17 protein-coding genes are annotated in these 17,161 nt (G+C 71.0%); 11 read left to right on the top strand and 6 right to left on the bottom strand.

Annotated elements, in window-relative coordinates; all coding sequences use genetic code 11:
- Positions 1 to 70: 70 nt before the first annotated feature.
- Both Q1K33_RS08135 and Q1K33_RS08130 read right to left on the bottom strand, forming a co-directional pair.
- Complete coding sequence (locus Q1K33_RS08135; protein WP_300402558.1) at positions 71 to 310, bottom strand: DUF6458 family protein; 240 nt, start codon at positions 308 to 310, stop codon at positions 71 to 73.
- A 168-nt stretch (positions 311 to 478) separates the two neighbouring features.
- On the bottom strand, positions 479 to 2,029 hold the full coding sequence (locus Q1K33_RS08130; protein WP_300402556.1) for an ABC transporter substrate-binding protein: 1,551 nt from the start codon (positions 2,027 to 2,029) through the stop codon (positions 479 to 481).
- 103 nt (positions 2,030 to 2,132) lie between these two features.
- Here Q1K33_RS08130 and Q1K33_RS08125 point away from each other — a divergent pair, with 103 nt between their 5' ends.
- The 4 genes from Q1K33_RS08125 (at position 2,133) to Q1K33_RS08110 (ending at position 5,781) form a co-directional block, all read left to right on the top strand.
- Positions 2,133 to 2,702 (top strand): TetR/AcrR family transcriptional regulator, encoded by a 570-nt coding sequence (locus Q1K33_RS08125; RefSeq protein ID WP_300402554.1) that lies wholly within the window; start codon positions 2,133 to 2,135, stop codon positions 2,700 to 2,702.
- 90 nt (positions 2,703 to 2,792) lie between these two features.
- Positions 2,793 to 3,671 (top strand): LLM class F420-dependent oxidoreductase, encoded by an 879-nt coding sequence (locus Q1K33_RS08120; RefSeq protein ID WP_300402551.1) that lies wholly within the window; start codon positions 2,793 to 2,795, stop codon positions 3,669 to 3,671.
- Positions 3,671 to 5,263, top strand: coding sequence for a fatty-acid--CoA ligase FadD1 (gene fadD1, locus Q1K33_RS08115; RefSeq protein ID WP_300402549.1), 1,593 nt, complete (start codon positions 3,671 to 3,673; stop codon positions 5,261 to 5,263). Before Q1K33_RS08120 ends, fadD1 begins: the two co-directional genes overlap by 1 nt.
- On the top strand, positions 5,260 to 5,781 hold the full coding sequence (locus tag Q1K33_RS08110) for a hypothetical protein (protein ID WP_300402547.1): 522 nt from the start codon (positions 5,260 to 5,262) through the stop codon (positions 5,779 to 5,781). Before fadD1 ends, Q1K33_RS08110 begins: the two co-directional genes overlap by 4 nt.
- Before the next feature lie 5 nt (positions 5,782 to 5,786).
- Here Q1K33_RS08110 and Q1K33_RS08105 read toward each other — a convergent pair whose 3' ends face one another.
- The 4 genes from Q1K33_RS08105 to Q1K33_RS08090 all read right to left on the bottom strand — a co-directional run bounded on the left by Q1K33_RS08105 (position 5,787) and on the right by Q1K33_RS08090 (position 10,456).
- A complete protein-coding gene (locus tag Q1K33_RS08105) occupies positions 5,787 to 7,616 on the bottom strand; it encodes a carbohydrate-binding domain-containing protein (protein ID WP_300402545.1) in 1,830 nt (609 codons plus the stop codon).
- Complete coding sequence (locus Q1K33_RS08100) at positions 7,613 to 8,494, bottom strand: polyphosphate polymerase domain-containing protein (protein WP_300402543.1); 882 nt, start codon at positions 8,492 to 8,494, stop codon at positions 7,613 to 7,615. The genes Q1K33_RS08105 and Q1K33_RS08100 overlap by 4 nt, the downstream gene beginning before the upstream one ends.
- A complete protein-coding gene (locus tag Q1K33_RS08095) occupies positions 8,491 to 9,093 on the bottom strand; it encodes a DUF4956 domain-containing protein (RefSeq protein WP_300402541.1) in 603 nt (200 codons plus the stop codon). Before Q1K33_RS08095 ends, Q1K33_RS08100 begins: the two co-directional genes overlap by 4 nt.
- Before the next feature lie 190 nt (positions 9,094 to 9,283).
- Positions 9,284 to 10,456 carry a trypsin-like peptidase domain-containing protein gene (locus Q1K33_RS08090; RefSeq protein ID WP_300402539.1) on the bottom strand — a complete coding sequence of 391 codons (1,173 nt, stop codon included), beginning with the start codon at positions 10,454 to 10,456 and terminating at the stop codon, positions 9,284 to 9,286.
- 285 nt (positions 10,457 to 10,741) lie between these two features.
- Between Q1K33_RS08090 and Q1K33_RS08085 the strand changes: the two genes are divergently transcribed.
- Genes Q1K33_RS08085 through Q1K33_RS08055 form a run of 7 tightly spaced genes read left to right on the top strand, consistent with a single transcriptional unit; the run spans position 10,742 to position 17,132 of the window.
- Complete coding sequence (locus tag Q1K33_RS08085) at positions 10,742 to 11,356, top strand: TetR/AcrR family transcriptional regulator (RefSeq protein WP_300402537.1); 615 nt, start codon at positions 10,742 to 10,744, stop codon at positions 11,354 to 11,356.
- Positions 11,356 to 12,660, top strand: coding sequence for a cytochrome P450 (locus Q1K33_RS08080; protein WP_300402535.1), 1,305 nt, complete (start codon positions 11,356 to 11,358; stop codon positions 12,658 to 12,660). Before Q1K33_RS08085 ends, Q1K33_RS08080 begins: the two co-directional genes overlap by 1 nt.
- A 3-nt stretch (positions 12,661 to 12,663) precedes the next feature.
- Complete coding sequence (locus Q1K33_RS08075) at positions 12,664 to 13,449, top strand: SDR family oxidoreductase (protein WP_300402533.1); 786 nt, start codon at positions 12,664 to 12,666, stop codon at positions 13,447 to 13,449.
- Entirely contained in the window at positions 13,446 to 14,822 is a 1,377-nt protein-coding gene (locus Q1K33_RS08070) for a cytochrome P450 (protein WP_300402531.1), read from the top strand. The genes Q1K33_RS08075 and Q1K33_RS08070 overlap by 4 nt, the downstream gene beginning before the upstream one ends.
- Positions 14,819 to 15,028, top strand: coding sequence for a ferredoxin (locus Q1K33_RS08065; RefSeq protein WP_300402529.1), 210 nt, complete (start codon positions 14,819 to 14,821; stop codon positions 15,026 to 15,028). The genes Q1K33_RS08070 and Q1K33_RS08065 overlap by 4 nt, the downstream gene beginning before the upstream one ends.
- Positions 15,025 to 15,663, top strand: coding sequence for a hypothetical protein (locus tag Q1K33_RS08060; protein WP_300402527.1), 639 nt, complete (start codon positions 15,025 to 15,027; stop codon positions 15,661 to 15,663). Before Q1K33_RS08065 ends, Q1K33_RS08060 begins: the two co-directional genes overlap by 4 nt.
- Positions 15,660 to 17,132: an aldehyde dehydrogenase gene (locus Q1K33_RS08055; protein WP_300402525.1), complete on the top strand. Its 1,473-nt coding sequence runs from the start codon at positions 15,660 to 15,662 to the stop codon at positions 17,130 to 17,132. The genes Q1K33_RS08060 and Q1K33_RS08055 overlap by 4 nt, the downstream gene beginning before the upstream one ends.
- The last annotated feature ends 29 nt before the right edge of the window (positions 17,133 to 17,161 follow it).

Below are 17,161 nucleotides of genomic sequence, written 5' to 3'. Positions count from 1 at the left end.
CGCACGTGCGAATCGGCCTGGACACACGAATCGGCCCGGGGGCGAGCCCGGGCCGATCGGCGCTGCTGGATCAGATCTCGTTGCGACGCTCGTTGACCGTCTGCGAGCCATCCGGGTGCGTGGTCGTCTGCACCGTGCGCGAGCGGCGCTGGTTGTTGAGCGTGAAGGCGGTCAGGGCGACGACCACCACTCCCACGCCCGCCATGATGAGGCCAACGGCGTACAGGTTGACGTCGTCGACCGCGTCGTTGACCGCGAAGGCGAGGACGAGTCCCACCACGATCAGGAATCCACCGAATCCGTAACCCATCTGCTGACACTCCTTGCTGGTGATCGGCGCTCCGACCTGGGTGGTCCGCGCCTGCTGGATCGGCGCCGCAAGGGCGCCGATCCATCACCGTGACACGGCTGGCGGGGGCTCGCGTCGCCCGTCGGGGTGAGTCGGCGCAGTCGGGCTGTGGGACGGTGCGGGCGCCGGTCAGGTGGCGTTGACCAGGCTGCCGCAGGTGAAGTCGCGCCCGCTCACCGAGCTCCACGAGCTGCCGGAGTACTGGAGGATCTTGGCGCAGGGCGACGTGGTGCCGGCGCCGACGGCCATCGGGGCGTGGAGCCCGTTGCTGGTCCAGCCCTTGACCTTCGCGAGCGAGTTCACCAGGGACGTGCGGCTGAGCTTGCCACCGAGGGCCGTGGCCTGCTCGACGAAGAGCCGTGCGGCCGACCAGGCGTAGAGCCCGTAGTAGTTGGGGACGGCGCCCGGGGCGACCTGGTCCAGCCAGCTGCGGTAGAGCGCCATCTCACGGATGCCGGTGTTGTCGAAGAGCTCGGTGGTGCTGAAGACGTAGACACCCTTGGCGACGTCGCCCGCCTGCTTGAGGTAGTTGGCGTCGTAGATGGTCGGGTCCTGGAAGTACACCTTCGGGGTGAAGCTCTGCTGCTTCATCGCCTGCTGCAGCTTGATGGCGAACTGGTAGGGCCCGAAGTACTGCACGAACTGGATGTCGTTGTCCTTCATCTGTTGTGCGTACGTCGCGTAGTTGAACTCCGCCGTGTCGATGGGCTGCAGCACGTCGACGTTCATGCCGGCGCGCTCGTAGGCGTTGCGGAACGCCTCGGCGTTGACCTTCGAGGCGGCGACGTTGACGTAGAAGATCCCCACGTGCTTGCTGGCCTCGGGCTCCTTCTTGAGCCAGAACTTCGGGATGGTGTCGGAGATGGTCGAGCTCGAGATCGCGTACGCCGCCCGACAGGTGGAGCACTTCTGCCGCTCCGGAGTGACGGTGAAGCCGCGGATGTCGGGCAGGCCGCACTGCTCCGCGGTCGCGGCCCCACCGGCGTCGAACGACGAGACGGACCCCACGGCGGCGAAGGACTCCTCGCACGCGGTCGCGTAGGCCTGCTGGTCGGCGCCCGCATCGGCGCGACTGTCGAGGGGGAGCAGCTTGAGGGAGCGCCCACAGAGCTTCTCGGTCGAGTTGTAGTAGCTGACGAAGGCCTGGGTGCCCTGTCGAGCGGACTCGAAGAGGCCGGGCACGGGGCCGGAGATGTCCGAGGCGTTGGCGATGGTGATCTCGGAGTCGGTGATCCCTGTGGTGTTCGTGAACCCGTCGCAGTCGCCGGCCGCGCGGCCCCCCGTGGGGGAGTTGTCGCCGGGGGTGTCGTCGCCGTCGCCCGAGTCTCCGTCCCCGGGTGCTTCGCCGGATGTCCCGTCGTCACCGGGGGCGCCGCCGCTGCCTGAGCCGGCGTCTCCGCTGGCCGGGGGTGTCCCGTTGCCACTACCGGTGGAGTCGGGGACCGACCCGTCGCCGGGATCCGCGGGGACACCGCCGTCGTCGGCGCCGGGGACGGTGCCATCGGCAGGGGCGCCGGGAGCCGCCGTACCGCTTCCTGCGGTGTCGACGCCGCGACCGGCGGCAACCTGCTGGGGATCGAGGTTGGAGCCGCAGGCGGTCAGGGCGAGGCAGGCCACCGTCGCGGCGACAGCGACGACGGTCGCGGACGGGCGGGTGCGTCGCGGGAGCAAGCGAGGCATGCAGTCTCCAGACGGGTAAGTCAACACTGTTGACAAGCGGACTGTACGAACCGCCTCCGCCGTGTGTCAACGCTCACACGGCCCACCGCATAGGGTCGGCCGCGTGACCGAGGCCGCCGCCAGCTCCCGCAGCGGGTCGGGTGCGCTCACGAAGGAGGCGATCGGCACGGCGGCGCGTCGGCTCTTCGCGCGGCAGGGGTACGCCGCCACGTCGGTGCGGGCGATCGCGGCCGAGGCGGGTGCGGACCCGGCGCTGGTCATCCGGCACTTCGGCTCCAAGGAGCGGCTGTTCCTGGAGACGGTCGCCATCGAGGGGCGCTTCGACCACGTGACCAGCGGTCCCCTGGAGTCGCTCGGCGCGCGGCTGGTGGAGTCGTTGCTGACCGAGGCGCCCGAGCTCACCTTCAGCACGTGGCGGGCGATGCTGCGTGCGACCGACAGCGACCTGGTGCGGTCCCGCCTGATCGCCGCGATGGAGGAGATGTTCATCGAGCCCCTCGCGCCTCGGCTGTCGGGGCCCGACCCCGAGCTGCGGGCACGACTGGTCGCGGCGGCCATCTCCGGGCTGCTCGACGCCGTGGCGATCCTGGCTGATCGGCTGATCGTCGAGGCCTCCGTCGAGCAGCTGGTCGATCTCTACGGTCGCTCCATCCAGGCCCTCGTCGACGGCTGAGCGCGACGCCAGGGCCGCGCGGCACGTCGGAGGCATCCTTCTGAGCCATTTCCTGGACGAAGTGAACTAGAACACGTTCTAATGCCGTTCATGCGCAACGGCCTCGTCCTGTTCTCGTCCGACCGGGGGATCACCCCTGCCGCGCTCGCCCTTGCTGGGGAGCAACGTGGTTTCGACACGATCTACGTGCCGGAGCACACGCACATCCCGGTGCGGCGCGACGCCGCGCACCCGACGGGGGGTGAGTCGCTGCCCGACGACCGCTACACCCGCACTCTCGACCCGTGGATCTCGCTGGCGACAGCAGCCGCGGTGACCTCGCGGATCCGGCTCTCGACGGCGGTGGCGCTGCCCGTGGAGTCGGACCCGATCACGCTGGCCAAGCAGATCGCCACCCTCGACCACCTCTCCGGCGGGCGGGTGACCATCGGGGCAGGCTTCGGCTGGAACACCGACGAGCTCGAGGACCACCACGTGCCGCCAGGCAGGCGCCGTACGGTCCTGAAGGAGTACGTCGAGGCGATGCGCTCGCTGTGGACCGACGAGGAGGCCTCCTACGACGGGGAGTTCGTCTCGTTCGGACCCTCGTGGGCCTACCCCAAGCCGGTGCAGCCGCACATCCCGCTGGTGATCGGGGCCGGGGCCGGGCCCAAGACGTTCGCCTGGATCGCCGCTCACGCCGACGGGTGGATGACGACGCCGATCGAGCAGGACATCAGCGCGAAGTGTGCTGCGCTGCGCACGGCCTGGGCCGAGGCCGGTCGCGACGGTGAGCCGCAGATCCACGTGCTGATCGCCTCGAAGCCGTCGCCCGAGGACCTCGCCGGCTGGGCGGAGGCAGGTGCCACCGACCTGATCTGGGGGGTACCGGACAAGTCCGATGACGAGGTGATGGCCTCCCTCGACCGGCTGGCCGACCGGATCGGCCTCACCGCCGGCGTCGGCACCACCGCCGGGAGCGTGGCCTGATGGCCTCGACGGCAGGGACGGTCCAGCAGCTGCTGCGCGAGCGCGCCGAGGACGACAGCACCGCGATCCTCCACGACGGCCGGTCGCAGACCTGGCGTGAGCACATCTCGGAGAGCTCGCAGGTCGCAGCCGCCCTGATCGGGATCGCGGACGCCCAGCGGCCGGTGCACGTGGGCACGCTGCTCGGCAACAGCCCGGACATGCTGCGGATGATGGCGGCGGCCGGGCTCGGTGGGTTCACCCTGTGTGGCATCAACACCACCCGGCGTGGGGACGGGCTGGTCGCCGACATCCGTCGCTCGGAGTGCCAGGTGCTGGTCACCGACAACGAGCATCACCCGCTGCTCGAGGGCCTCGACCTCGGCGACGTACGGGTGCTCGACACGTCCACCGGGGAGTGGGCCGAGCTCATCGCCGGGGCCGGACCGCTGACGCCGCACCGCGAGGTCGAGGCGATGGACACCTTCATGATGATCTTCACCTCCGGCACCAGCGGTGACCCCAAGGCCGTGCAGGTCGCCCACCTGATGGTGCTCTTCTCCGGCCTCAACCTGGTCGACCGGTTCTCGATGACCAGCGACGACGTCTGCTACCTGTCGATGCCGCTGTTCCACTCCAACGCGGTGGTGGCCGGCTGGGCGGTCGCGGTCGGGTCCGGGGCGGCCATGGTGCCGACGAAGTTCTCCGCGAGCCGGTTCCTCGACGACGTACGAACCCATGGCGTGACCTACATGAACTACGTCGGCAAGCCGTTGGCCTACGTGCTCGCGACGCCCGAGCAGCCCGACGACGCCGACAACCCCCTGCGCACCGCGTTCGGCAACGAGGCCGGCGACCGCAACATCGACGAGTTCGCCCGTCGCTTCGGTTGCTCGGTGGTGGACGGCTTCGGCTCGACCGAGCTGGCGATCATCATCCTGCGCGAGGACGGGTGCCCGCCGGGCTCGATCGGCAAGGGGATGGACGGCGTCGCGATCTACGACAGCGCGAGCGTCACCGAGTGCGCGGTCGCGCAGTTCGACGAGCACGGTGCCCTGACCAACGCCGACCAGGCCGTCGGCGAGCTGGTCAACACCACGGGCGGCGGCTACTTCCAGGGGTACTACAACGACCCGAAGGCCAACGAGGACCGGATGCGTCACGGGATGTACTGGTCTGGCGACCTGGCCTACAAGGACGCCGACGACTGGATCTACCTGGCCGGGCGCACCGCCGACTGGATGCGCGTCGACGGGGAGAACCTCGCCGCCGCGCCGATCGAGCGGATCCTGACCCGCCTGGACGCGATCAACCAGGTGGCGGTGTACGCCGTGCCCGACGACGTGGGTGACCAGGTGATGGCCGCCATCGTGCTCAACGACGACTCCACCCTCGAGCCCGACGAGCTCGAGGAGTTCCTCGCCGCCCAGCCCGACCTGTCGCCCAAGGCGTGGCCGCGCTTCGTCCGGCTGGCGCCGTCCCTGCCCAGCACCGCGACCAACAAGGTGCTCAAGCGCACCCTCATCGCCGAGGGCATCACGCCCGGCGACGGCGTCCTCTGGTCGCGCCAGCCGCGTGGCACGTCGTACGGTCCGAGTCTGGCCTTGACGTGAACCACCGCAGCCCGCGACCCGCACGCCCGCCCTTCGGCGGTGAGCGGGCGCGGGCGCTGGCGCGCCGGGTGGGGCCGGTGCTGCTGGTGGTCGTGGGCCTGCTCGTCGCGCTGGCGGTGTACGACGGCGTTGCCGGCAACTCCGGGAACGCCGGCGTCTCCGACAGCTATCGCACCGTCGCGGACGACGACTCGTGGCTCGGCTACCTGCCGGCCGACGGGGCCGTCCCGGGACTGTCGGTGGCCGGTCTGACGGCCGTCGAGGACGACGGTCCGGTGTCGCGTCGGGTCGACTTCGTGGTGCCCGGCGTGCCCGACGGGACGGTGTCGCTGTGCTTCGTCGGCTTCGAGGACGACCTCGCCGTGGCCTGTCCCGATGCCGTGCTGCTGGGCCGGGTCGAACGTGCCGTGGGTCTGCCGTACGTCGGGCTGGAGGGCCCGATCGGGGCGCTGGACTGGCTCGAGATCTACGCCACGCCCGCCCCGGAGCTCGACGAGCTGGCCTACCTCCGGCGCTGAGCCCCTCAGGACGCGACGTCCGGGAACCCGTCGGGAGGGGTGCCCCCGCCACCGGGGCCCCCGCCACCGGGGCCCCCGCCACCGGGGCCCCCGCCACCGGGGCCCCCGCCCATGCCCCCCATGCCGCCCGTGGGGCCCTCGCCGGCGGTGACGGTGGCCGTCTCGACGCCATCGACCAGGAGGTAGTACGAGTCGCCGTCCTCGATCTCCGGGCCCGAGTAGACGAACGACGAGATCTCCTCGCCCACCTCGTACTCGGTCACCAGGGTGCCGTCGCTGTCGGTGACGGTGATGACCGACCCGGTCGGGACGGTGCTGGTGAGCGTGGCCGACACCCAGGCCTGTGACGACTCCGTCGACGGGGCCGACGCCATGCCGGACGTGCCGACAGCCACGAGGGTGCCGCCCTCGGTCAGCAGGGCGCCGTCGAGGTCGAGCGCGCCGTTGCCCGGCTGGGTGGGGCCCTCGACGACGACGTCGCCGCCGGTGATGCTGCCGTCTCCCCCCACGTCGATCCCGTCGCCGCCGGCGTGCACGAGCACACTGCCTCCCTCGATGAGGAGCGAGGCGTCGCCGGCGTCGTTGACCACGTTGATGCCGTCATCGCTCGAGGTCACGTCGAGGATGCCGTCGGAGATGGTCATGGTGCCCGCCTCGAGAGCCTCGTAGGAGGTCGTGACCGTGATGCTGCCACCGGCCACGGTCAGGTCGCCGTCCGCGTGCATGGCGTCGTCACCGGAGGCGAGGACGAGGGTGCCGCCGTCGACCGAGACCACGCTGTCGGAGTTGATCGCGTCGTCGGAGGCATCCACGGTGACCTCGCCCCCGGAGACGACGATGCTGGCCCCGGCCTGGATGCCCTTGCTGGTCGTGTCGTCCGTGGTGGCAGAGGAGGTGCCGGAGGCGGAGCCGTCCCCGGCGGTGATGGACAGGCTGCCGCCCCCCACGATGGCGTCCGTGGTGGCGGCGAGCCCGTCGTCGGCGGCCTCGACCGTGACCGAGCCTCCGGTGACGGCCACGAAGCCGTCGGCCTCGTCGCTGTCGTTGTCCGACTTCAGCCCGTCGCCTCCGGCCTCGACGGTGAGGGTGCCCCCTTCGACCACCAGGTAGTCCTTGCCGCGGAGACCATCGTCGGCGGCGCTGATGGTGATCTCGCCCCCGAGCACGACGAGGCCGTCCTTGCTGGTGATCCCGTCGGCGTTGCCCTCGACCTCCAGCGCGCCGGTGCCGGCGATGGTCAGATCGGCGGTGGAGAAGAGGGTGGCGTTCGCGGCGTCCTCCTCGTCGTCGTCGGCGGTGGAGGCCGCGCCGTCGGCCAGGCGGTTGACCGAGCCGTCGGCGAGCACCACCACGGCCTCGTCGGCCTCGGTGACGAGCAGCGGCGAGTCGTCAGTCGAGGTGATGTCGACGCCGTCGAGCACGAGCTCGACCGTGCCGTCGTCGGTGCTGTCGACGACCAGCTGGCCGTCGGTCAGGGTGCCGGAGATGACGTAGGTGCCCGCCGTCGAGATGGTCACGACGTCCCCCTCGACCGAGGCGCCGTCACCGTCGACGGCCGACTCCGCGTCGTCCAGCGTGATGGTCGTCCCCGTGCCGGTGTCGGTGTCGCCATCGCCGTATGCGCCGGGGTCGTCTGCGGTGTGCGCCTCCTCGTTGGCAGCCAGGGCCTCGGTGGCGGTGATGCCGGCGGTGCCCGCGACCAGCGACGTGGTGCTGCCGGAGGTGCCGGTGGAGGCCGCGGAGGTGCCGGCCGGGGCAGTGCTGCCGCAGCCGACCAGGAGGGCGACCGCGGCACCTGCGGCGAGGCTCGTGCGGAGGGTGTGGCGGAGATTCATCGTGGGCTCCTTCTCGGAGGCGTCGGTGAGCTGGCGGATGCGGATGCGGGTGCGTGTGGGTGGGATGCGTGCCGGCGGGGCACGTGCAGCCGGCGGTCGAGGACCCGGTGCCACTTCAGGCGCGGGAGGACGGGATCGAGAGCGGCCATGCCCACGCCGTACTTGGAGACCTGGACGGGCCGGTGCCCGCGCGACCACAGCAGCCGGTCGACCGCAGAGGGTGTCGAGCCGGTCTTGGTCTCGACGATCGCCAGTGCGGGTCGATCGAGGTCGCGTGGCGTGGAGGTGAGCGAGGTCCAGCCGAGATCGGTGTCGATGGTGACGCGGCTGCCGGAGCTCGGCAGGAGCAGGGTGGCGCGACGGTAGGCCGTCACGAGGACCGGTGCGAGATCAGCGGCGCAGGCGGCCTCCACCCGGGCCTCCTCGAGGCACGCGTCGACGAACGCGAGACCCTCGGTGGTGAGCGGTCCGTCACCGGCGTCGTGGTGGGTGATCCGCTGCTTCACGGTGGCATCGCGTGCCGACCGCGTCTTGACCTCCAACCAACAGGTGTCGGTGTCGAGATAGGCGCGGGTGCGCACCTTGAAGCGGCGGCGGTGGCGCCGACCGGCGAGCAGGTAGCTGGCCCGGTCCGGGGTGTCGAGGTAGGTCGAGCGGTAGCCGAAGGCGCGGGCATCGCCGATCTCGAGCACGTGGGTGTCGTCCGGGAGGTACTCGAGCAGGGCGGGCAGGTCCTGCACCGCCACGACGTACTTGCGGTCGACGCGGGTGAGAAGGGCTGCGCGGTCGACCAGCTCGTCCAGTCCGACGGGAGTGAGTCGGCGCAGCGTCTCGGCGACCGCGTGGGCGGGCTCGGGGTCGAGGGTGGCCACGCTCATGCCACACCACTCGTGCGCAGCACGGCCGGCTGGGTGGGGTCGGCGGCAGGCGGGGCGGTGGTCGCTCGGTAGCGCACCTGGACGAGGGTGGTGTCGTTGACCAGGTCGGTCCGACGCACGGTGGCCGAGAGCACGTGGGCGTCCAGCGTGTGCTCGAGGTGGGCGGTCAGGGCCGGCCCGCAGGTGAAGGCGCGGTCGAGCACCAGCTCCTGGCGCTGCGCGGTCTCGGCGATCCGCGGGTGGTCCCCGACCCAGATCGCGGCCAGGACGCCGACCAGCAGCACGCCGTGCAGCCACGTCGGGGTGGTGGCCAGACCGCAGAGCAGGCCGATCGCCAGGGCGGCGAAGTAGTAGGCGATCTCGTGGTGCTCGAGCTCCTGGGAGCGAAGCCGGATGATCGACAGGACGCCGAACAGGCCGAGGCCGAGGCCCGCGCCGACGGTGCTGGTCGCCAGCGTCGCGGTCACGGCCAGCACGCCGATGTTGACGCCCAGGTAGGCGACGACGAGCTCGCGACGATCGTGCCGGGGCAGGAAGAGGGCTCCGACGAGCACGGCGATCGCGACGAGGTCGGCGCCGAGCATCCAGTACTGCTGCATGAACATGCTCCTTGGTCTGATGCGTCCGCCCGGCCGGTGCGGCCGGTGACGTGGGGACGGACGCGGGGTGAACGTGGGGTGACACGCCCTAGTCAGCCCGACCCGACTGGCCGGGCCGTGTGGCGGATCTGTGGGGTGCCTGTGCGCCGGGGCGGTGTCAGGGGAGACCGGGGGTCCGGCCTGTCCCCCGTCAGGCGATGGGGGCGGCCCCGAGGGTCGCTTCGGCCTCGTGGTCGGCGCCGTCGGAGTCGGTCCAGGCGATGCTGACCGTCTCGCCGGCCGCGTGCGTGGCGATCGCGGACGAGAGCTCGTCGGCGGTGGTCACGGTGATGTCGCCCACGGCGGTGACCGTGTCGCCGGCAGCGAGTCCTGCCGTGGCCGCGGCGGTGCCGTCGAGCACCCCGGCCAGCACGGGTGACGTGCCAGCTCCGGACAGCTCTACGCCGAGGAACGCCTCGTAGCCGAGGACGACTCCGTTGCTGGTGTCCCCGTCGATGATCGCCTCGGTGATCCTCAGGACCCGGGTGATCGGGATGGCGTAGCCCGTGATGTCGGTGCCGCCGCCCGACGCCGCGACATTCATCCCGGCGACCTCACCATCCGCGTCGAGCAGAGCGCCGCCGGAGTCGCCGGGGACGATGTCGGCATCGACCTCGATCAACGCGCGCAACCGCGACGTCGACCCGTCGTCGTTGCTCACCTCGATCCCGGTCCGGGCGTCGGTCACGGTGCCGCTGGCCGCGGTCAGCGAACCGCCGTCGCCGCCGGCATCCCCGATCGAGGTGACGACGTCACCCTCTGCGACGCCGGTCGGGTCGAGGTCCACCGGGGTGAGCTCGGTGGCGCCGGTCAGTCGGAGGACCGCCACGTCGCGGGTGGCGTCTCCGCCGACGTACGTCGCCTCGAAGGTCTCGCCGGTCTCGGCGATGGTGACCTCGAGCGAGGTCGCGTCCGCGACGACGTGGTGGTTGGTGACCACGAGACCGTCGGCGTCGATCACCATGCCGGTGCCGGCTGCCTCGCCTGCCCCGTAGTCGAGCGTGCTGGTGATCAGGGCGAGGCCGACCGACTGCTCCTCCGTCGCGTCGCTGGTGTCCAGGGAGGTGCTGGTGGTCCCTCCGGGCAGGCCGGAGAGGCCTGAGTCGCCCTGTCCGCCGCCGTACCCGTACGCGTAGCCGGAGGCCCCGCCGTACGCGTAGCCGCCGAAGGGTCCGTAGCCGCCCCGGTCGGCGGCCTGCACGATGCCGGGGGTGGCCGTCAGCGACGCGCCGGCGGACGCGGGGCCGACCGCGGACGCCCCGAGCGCGCCGACACCGAGCACGAACGGCGCGGTCAGCGCTGCTGCGCCGACGGCAGCAGCCACGCGGCGGAGGTGACGGCGTCGCGGCGGGCGCGACGGTCCGGCGGTAGGGGTCGGGATGCTGGATGTCGACATCGGTGGCTCCTGGTCAGGTCGGGTACGTCGGTGCCCCGACTGTGGGCCTCGGGGATGTCCCCTTCCTGTGAGGCGTCCGTGAGCCAGGTGCGAGAGCTGCCGGTCACGCGATTCCTGGCGCGGGTGCTCGCGCTACGGGCTCGGCGGTGACTCAGCGGGCTCTCCCGACGCGAGACCTTGCGCGCGCCCGAGAACTCGTTCTAGTCTGGACACGTGTCCAGTCAAGTGTTCAGAAGTCCCCGGCAAGGCCTGCGGTCCCGGCAGGCGGAGACGCTGACCAAGCTCCTCGTCGCCGGCGACGAGGAGCTGCGCTCCGTCGGCCACGAGGCCCTCACGGTGCGCACGGTCGCCGCGCGCGCCGGGGTCTCGCCCGCCACCGCGTACACCTACCTGGCCTCGAAGAACCACCTCTTCGCCGAGCTCTTCCTCGGCTACCTCGCCGAGGACGCCGAGCACGAGGCGAGTGGCGCCGACGCCGTCGACCGGGTCCGCAGCGTCACCCGCCAGATGGCGCAGCGGCTGGCCGCCGCCCCCGAACTGGCGGCCGCGGTCACGCCGGCGCTGCTCAGCTCGGACCCCGACGTGGAGCGCCTGCGGCTGCGGATCGGCGCCGAGTTCGTGCGGCGCTTCAGCGACGCCCTCGCCGGAGACGAGACCGGAGACGAGGCCGGGGATGGGAACGGGGATGGGGACGAGGAGCTCGTCGAGGCACTGACCCTGGCCTTCTCCGGCGCCCTGCTGCAGGCGGGCATGGGCCTGCTGACCTACACCGAGATGGGCGACCGGCTCGACACCGTCGTCGCCACGATCCTGCGAGGCAACGTCTGATGACGACCACCGACACCCGCCGCGACGCCGGCGACCCGACCGGACCCGGCCCGACCGGATCTGGCCCGACCGGATCTGGCCCGATCGTCTTCGACCCGTTCGACTACGGCTTCCAGGAGGACCCCTACCCGGTCTACGCCCGCTGCCGCGCCGAGGAGCCCCTGCACCACAACACGACCCACGACTTCTGGGTCCTCACTCGCCACGCCGACGTGCAGCAGGCGTTCCGCACCGAGGGCGTCTACTCCAACGCGATGGGGGTCTCCCTCGAGCCCAGTGCCTGGGGACCGCACGCCCACAAGGTGATGTCGTTCCTCGGGATGGACGGTGACCGGCAGAAGCGGCTGCGCTCGCTGGTGTCCAAGGGCTTCACGCCGCGCCGGGTCACCGAGCTCGCGCCGCAGATCGAGCGCCTCACCGACCGCTACCTCACCCGTTGCGTCGAGCTCGCCGAGAGTGGGCAGGGGTTCGACTGGATCAAGGACTTCGCAGGCTTGCTCCCGATGGACGTCATCTCCGAGATGATGGGGGTGCCGCAGGCCGACCGGGACGAGGTGCGGCGCCTGGCCGACGTCGTGGTGCACCGCGAGGACGGCGTGCACGACGTACCCGAGGCGGGCGTGACCGCGTCGCTGGACCTCGTCGTCTACTACGCCGAGATGGTCGCCGCGCGCAAGAAGCAGCCGACCGACGACCTCACCTCGGCGCTGCTGGCCGCCGAGATCGACGGCGACAAGCTCGAGGACGACGAGATCATCGCGTTCCTCTTCCTGATGGTCGTGGCCGGCAACGAGACGACCACCAAGCTGCTCGGTCACGCGTTGTTCCACCTGACCCGCCACCCGAGCCAGTACGACGACGTCTTCGCCGCACCAGAGCTGGCGTCGGGTCTCGACCTGGTCGACCCGTGGATCGAGGAGACCCTGCGCTTCGACACCTCCAGCCAGGTGCTGGCCCGACACCTCCTGGCCGACGTCGAGGTCGAGGGTGTCGTCGCGCCGGCCGGCGCCAAGCTCGCGCTGTGCATCGGCTCGGCCAACCGCGACGAGCGCGTCTTCACCAGGGCCGACGAGTTCGACCTCCACAGGCCGAAGGAGGAGCTGTCGCAGTCGGTCAGCTTCGGCGGGGGGCGGCACTTCTGCCTCGGTGCCAACCTGGCGCGGCTCGAGGCGCGGATCGCGCTGCGCGAGCTGGTCACCCGGGTGAAGCGGATCCAGGTCGCCCACGACGAGTGCCTGCGCGTGCACTCGGTCAGCGTGCGCGGATTCTCCTCGGTCCCGGTCCCCTCGATCGAGGTGCGCTGAGGCATGGGCAGAGCCACGTACGAGCGTCCTGAGCGACGCCCGGCCGTCATCACCGGCGCCTCGTCCGGGATCGGCGCCGCGACGGCGTTGACCTTCGCTGCGGCCGGCTACCCGGTCGCGCTGGGTGCTCGCCGCGTCGACAAGCTCGAGGAGGTCGCCGCGCAGATCCGCGAGACCGGGGGAGAGGTCGCGGTCGCCGCACTCGACATCACCGACGACGACTCGGTCAAGCAGTTCACCGTCGAGGTCACCGAGGCGCTGGGCGACATCGAGACCGTCGTCTCCAACGCCGGCGCGGTCGCGCCAGGGCTGATCGCCGAGGTCGACTCCGAGCGGTTCTCCCGCGAACTGGACCTCAACATCACCGGCGCGCACCGCCTCGTGCGTGCCTTCGTGCCGGCGATGATCGAGCGTCGTCGCGGGGACGTCGTCTTCGTCTCCTCCGACGTCGCGGTACGCGCCCGCCCGTTCATGTCGTCGTACGCCGCCGGCAAGTGGGGGCTGGAGGGGATGGCCCACGCGCTGCAGATGGAGCTCGAGGGCTCCGGCGTCCGGGCCTCGATCGTGCGGCCCGGCCCGACGTGGAGCGAGATGGGCGCCGACTGGGACGCCGACGAGGCGGCCACGGTGCTCAACGCCTGGGTGAGGTTCGGCCTCGCCCGCCACCCGCACTTCATGAAGCCGCAAGCGATCGCCGACGCGATCGCGATGGTCGTCGCCGCCCCGCGCGGCGTCCACCTCAACCTCATCGAAGTCTCACCCGAAGCACCCGTGGAGGACCCCGCATGACCGTCACCGACCGCACGCTCGGAGTCGCCGACATCCCCGAGGTCTCCGTCGCCGTCCCCGACGAGGACGGCCACGGGCACCTCGCCGAGCTCCGCACCGACCCGGTCGCCCTGCTCGAGCGCGTGTACGCCGAGTGCGGCGCCATCGGCCGGTTCCGGATCGCCGACAAGGAGGTGATCATGGTGACGGGTGCGGAGGCCAACGAGCAGTTCTTCAAGGCGCCCGAGTCGACCCTCGACCAGGCCGCGGCCTACCCGTTCATGACGCCGATCTTCGGCCACGGCGTGGTCTTCGACGCCTCGCCGGAGGAGCGCCAGCAGGCCCTGAAGAACCAGGCGCTGCGCGGCGACCAGATGCGCGGGCACGCCACCACCATCGAGAACGAGATCAACCGGATGGTCGCCGACTGGGGCGACGAGGGTGAGGTCGACCTGCTCGACTTCTTCGCCGAGCTCACGATCTACAACACCGCCGCGTGCCTGGTCGGGCTGCCGTTCCGCGAGGAGATCGACGCCCGCTTCGCGGCGGCCTACCACGGGCTCGAGCGCGGCACCGACGCGCTCGCCTACGTCGACCCCTACATGGAGGGCGTCGAGTCCTTCGAGATCCGCGACCGCTCGCGCGAGACGCTGGTCGCGCTGGTGCAGGACATCATCGACCGCCGTCGGGTGCGGGGCACCGTGCCCAAGGACCAGCGCGACCTGCTCGACGTGCTGATCTCGCTGGACATGAGTGCCGACTACATCACCGGCGTCTTCATCTCGATGCTCTTCGCCGGCCACCACACCTCGTCCGGCACCTCGGCGTGGAGCCTGATCGAGCTGATGCGGCACCCCGACGTGATGGCCGAGGTGGTCACCGAGCTCGACGACCTGTACGCCGACGGCCCCGACGGTCGCGTGGAGATCTCCTTCCAGGCGCTGCGCTCGATCCCCCAGCTCGAGTCGGTGATCAAGGAGACCCTGCGCCTGCACCCGCCGCTGATCATCCTGATGCGCCAGGTCGTCGAGGAGATCGAGCTCGCCGGTCACCTGATCCCCCCGGGCACGATCGTGGCGTCGTCGCCGCGGGTCTCCAACCGGCTCGCCGAGGACTTCCCGGAGCCGCAGTCCTTCGATCCGACGCGGTATCGCGACGGACGCCAGGAGGACCTGCAGAACCGCTGGACCTGGATCCCGTTCGGCGCCGGGAAGCACCGCTGCGTGGGCAATGCCTTCGCGATGATGCAGATCAAGGCGATCTTCTCGGTGCTGCTGCGCGACTTCGAGTTCGAGCTCGTCCAACCCAGCGAGACCTATCGCGACGACTACTCCAAGATGGTCATCCAGCTGCAGCGGCCGTGTCGGGCCCGCTACGTGCGGCGCCAGCAGTGAGCCTGCACGTCGTCGCGGACCGCGACATCTGCCAAGGCCACCAGATGTGCCAGGGCGAGGCGCCCGACGTCTTCGCCTTCGACGAGGAGGCCGACGTCGTCGTCGTCCTCGACGAGAGCCCCGACGAGAGTCTCCGGTCGCAGGTCGTTGCGGCCGTCACCTACTGCCCAGCGATGGCGCTGGCGATCGAGGAGGACCGGTCATGACCGAGAGCACGTTGACCCGCGCAGAGATCGAGGAGTTCTGGGAGACCTGGCTCCAGGTCAACCGCGAGGCAGAGGCCTCGGGCGACTGGCGGGCGATGGCGCAGTGGTACGCCGAGGACGCGTCGTACGGCTGGATGTACAGCCCCGACGAGCACTTCATGGCGGTCGGGCGCGACCAGATCCGGGACTGGGCCATCGGTATCGAGATGGACGGTCTCGACGGCTGGCACTACGACTACCAGTGCTCGATGATCGACGAGGCGAAGGGCATGGTGCTCGGCTTCTGGAAGCAGAAGTCCGGGATCGTCAACGACGAGACCGGCCGGGAGTACGAGATCCTCGGGATCGGCGGCTCGTGGTTCGGCGTCGAGCGCCAGGTCGGCGGGGCCGACGACGGGCTGCTGAAGTTCGCCTGGCAGCGCGACTGGTTCGACATGCCGTCGACCGCGCACACCTTCGTCGAGATCATCAAGGCCGGCAAGGCCCCCGAGACCCTGCTCAAGCGGATGGAGGTCGCCGGTCACGATGTCCCCGGGCACTACCACTACGACGAGATCCCCTCTCCCGTGTGGCCACCGCCCGTCGAGCGCGGCGACTACGTCACCCAGACCTCAGCAGGGGAGCCCGTCCAGTGAGCGACACGCCCGTCCTGTCGACGCCGCCACCGCAGCAGCTGATCGACGGCAAGCTCGTCGGCGCCTCGGACGGCACGACGTACCCGATCCTCAATCCCGCCACGGGCCGCGAGATCGGCCAAGCCCCCGACGGGACGGCCGCGGACGTGGAGGGAGCGATCGCTGCCGCCCGTCGGGCCTTCGACGAGTCCGACTGGTCCACCGACGTCGAGCTGCGCGTGCGCTGCCTGCGCCAGCTCCACCAGGCGCTGCTCGACAACGCCGACGACTTCCGGGCGCTCACCCGCGCCGAGGTCGGCATGCCCGACTTCATGATGGGCGCTGCCGGCTTCGACGTGCCGGTCGACGGACTGAAGTGGGTCACCGACCTCGCCGAGACCTACGCCTTCGAGAGCGACCTCGGTGTCGCCTCCCCGATGGGCATCGCCTCGCGACGCACGGTCCGGCGCGAGCCGATCGGTGTGGTCGCTGCGATCACGCCGTGGAACGTCCCCACCCAGATCAACCTCGCCAAGATCGGCCCGGCCCTGGCGGCCGGGTGCACAGTCGTCCTCAAGCCGGCACCGGACACACCGTGGGTGGCCTGCGAGCTCGGTCGGCTCGCCGCCGAGCACACCGACATCCCGGCCGGCGTGCTCAACGTCGTCACGCCGCGCTCCAACGAGGTCGCCTCGGTGCTCTCGACCGACGAGCGCGTCGACATGGTCTCCTTCACCGGGTCGACCGGCGTGGGCAAGGCGATCATGGCCGCCGCGGCACCGTCGTTGAAGCGGGTCTTCCTCGAGCTCGGCGGCAAGTCGGCCGCGATCGCGCTCGACGACGCCGACGTGGGAGCGGTGGCCGGTGCCACGGCGTTCGCCGCGTGCATCCACGCGGGACAGGGCTGCGCGATCACCACGCGTCTCGTCGTCCCGCGCGAGAAGTACGACGAGGCGGTGCAGGTCGCGGCCGCCACGATGGAGTCGATCGGGGCCAAGGACCCGTCCGACCCCGGCGCCATCTGCGGCCCGGTGATCTCTGCGGTCCAGCGCGATCGGGTGGAGGCCTACCTGCGACTGGCGGTCGAGGAGGGCGGCACCTTCGCCACGGGCGGCGCGGTCATCGAGCAGGACGGCTACTGGATCCAGCCCACGGTGATCGCCGGCCTCGACAACTCCTCGCGGCTCGCCCAGGAGGAGATCTTCGGTCCGGTGCTCGTCGTGATCGCGCACGACGGCGACGACGACGCCGTCCGCATCGCCAACGACTCGGCCTACGGGCTCTCCGGCTCCGTGGACTCGGGCTCCCTCGAGCGCGCCACCGCGGTCGCCGCTCGCATCCGCACCGGCACGCTGGCCGTCAACGGTGGCGTGTGGTTCAGCCCGGACGCGCCCTTCGGCGGCTACAAGCACTCCGGCATCGGACGCGAGATGGGCGTCGCCGGCTTCGAGGAGTACCTCGAGACCAAGACGCTCGCGTTTCCAGCGTGAGCTTGCGAGCGCTGGAAAAGCCCGCGAGC

Origin of the sequence: Nocardioides sp. (genome assembly GCF_029937575.1) — a bacterium.
Taxonomy (GTDB): Bacteria; Actinomycetota; Actinomycetes; order Propionibacteriales; family Nocardioidaceae; genus Nocardioides.
The sequence above is the reverse complement of the archived record's forward strand: the minus strand, read 5'-3'. Positions and strand labels throughout refer to the sequence as shown.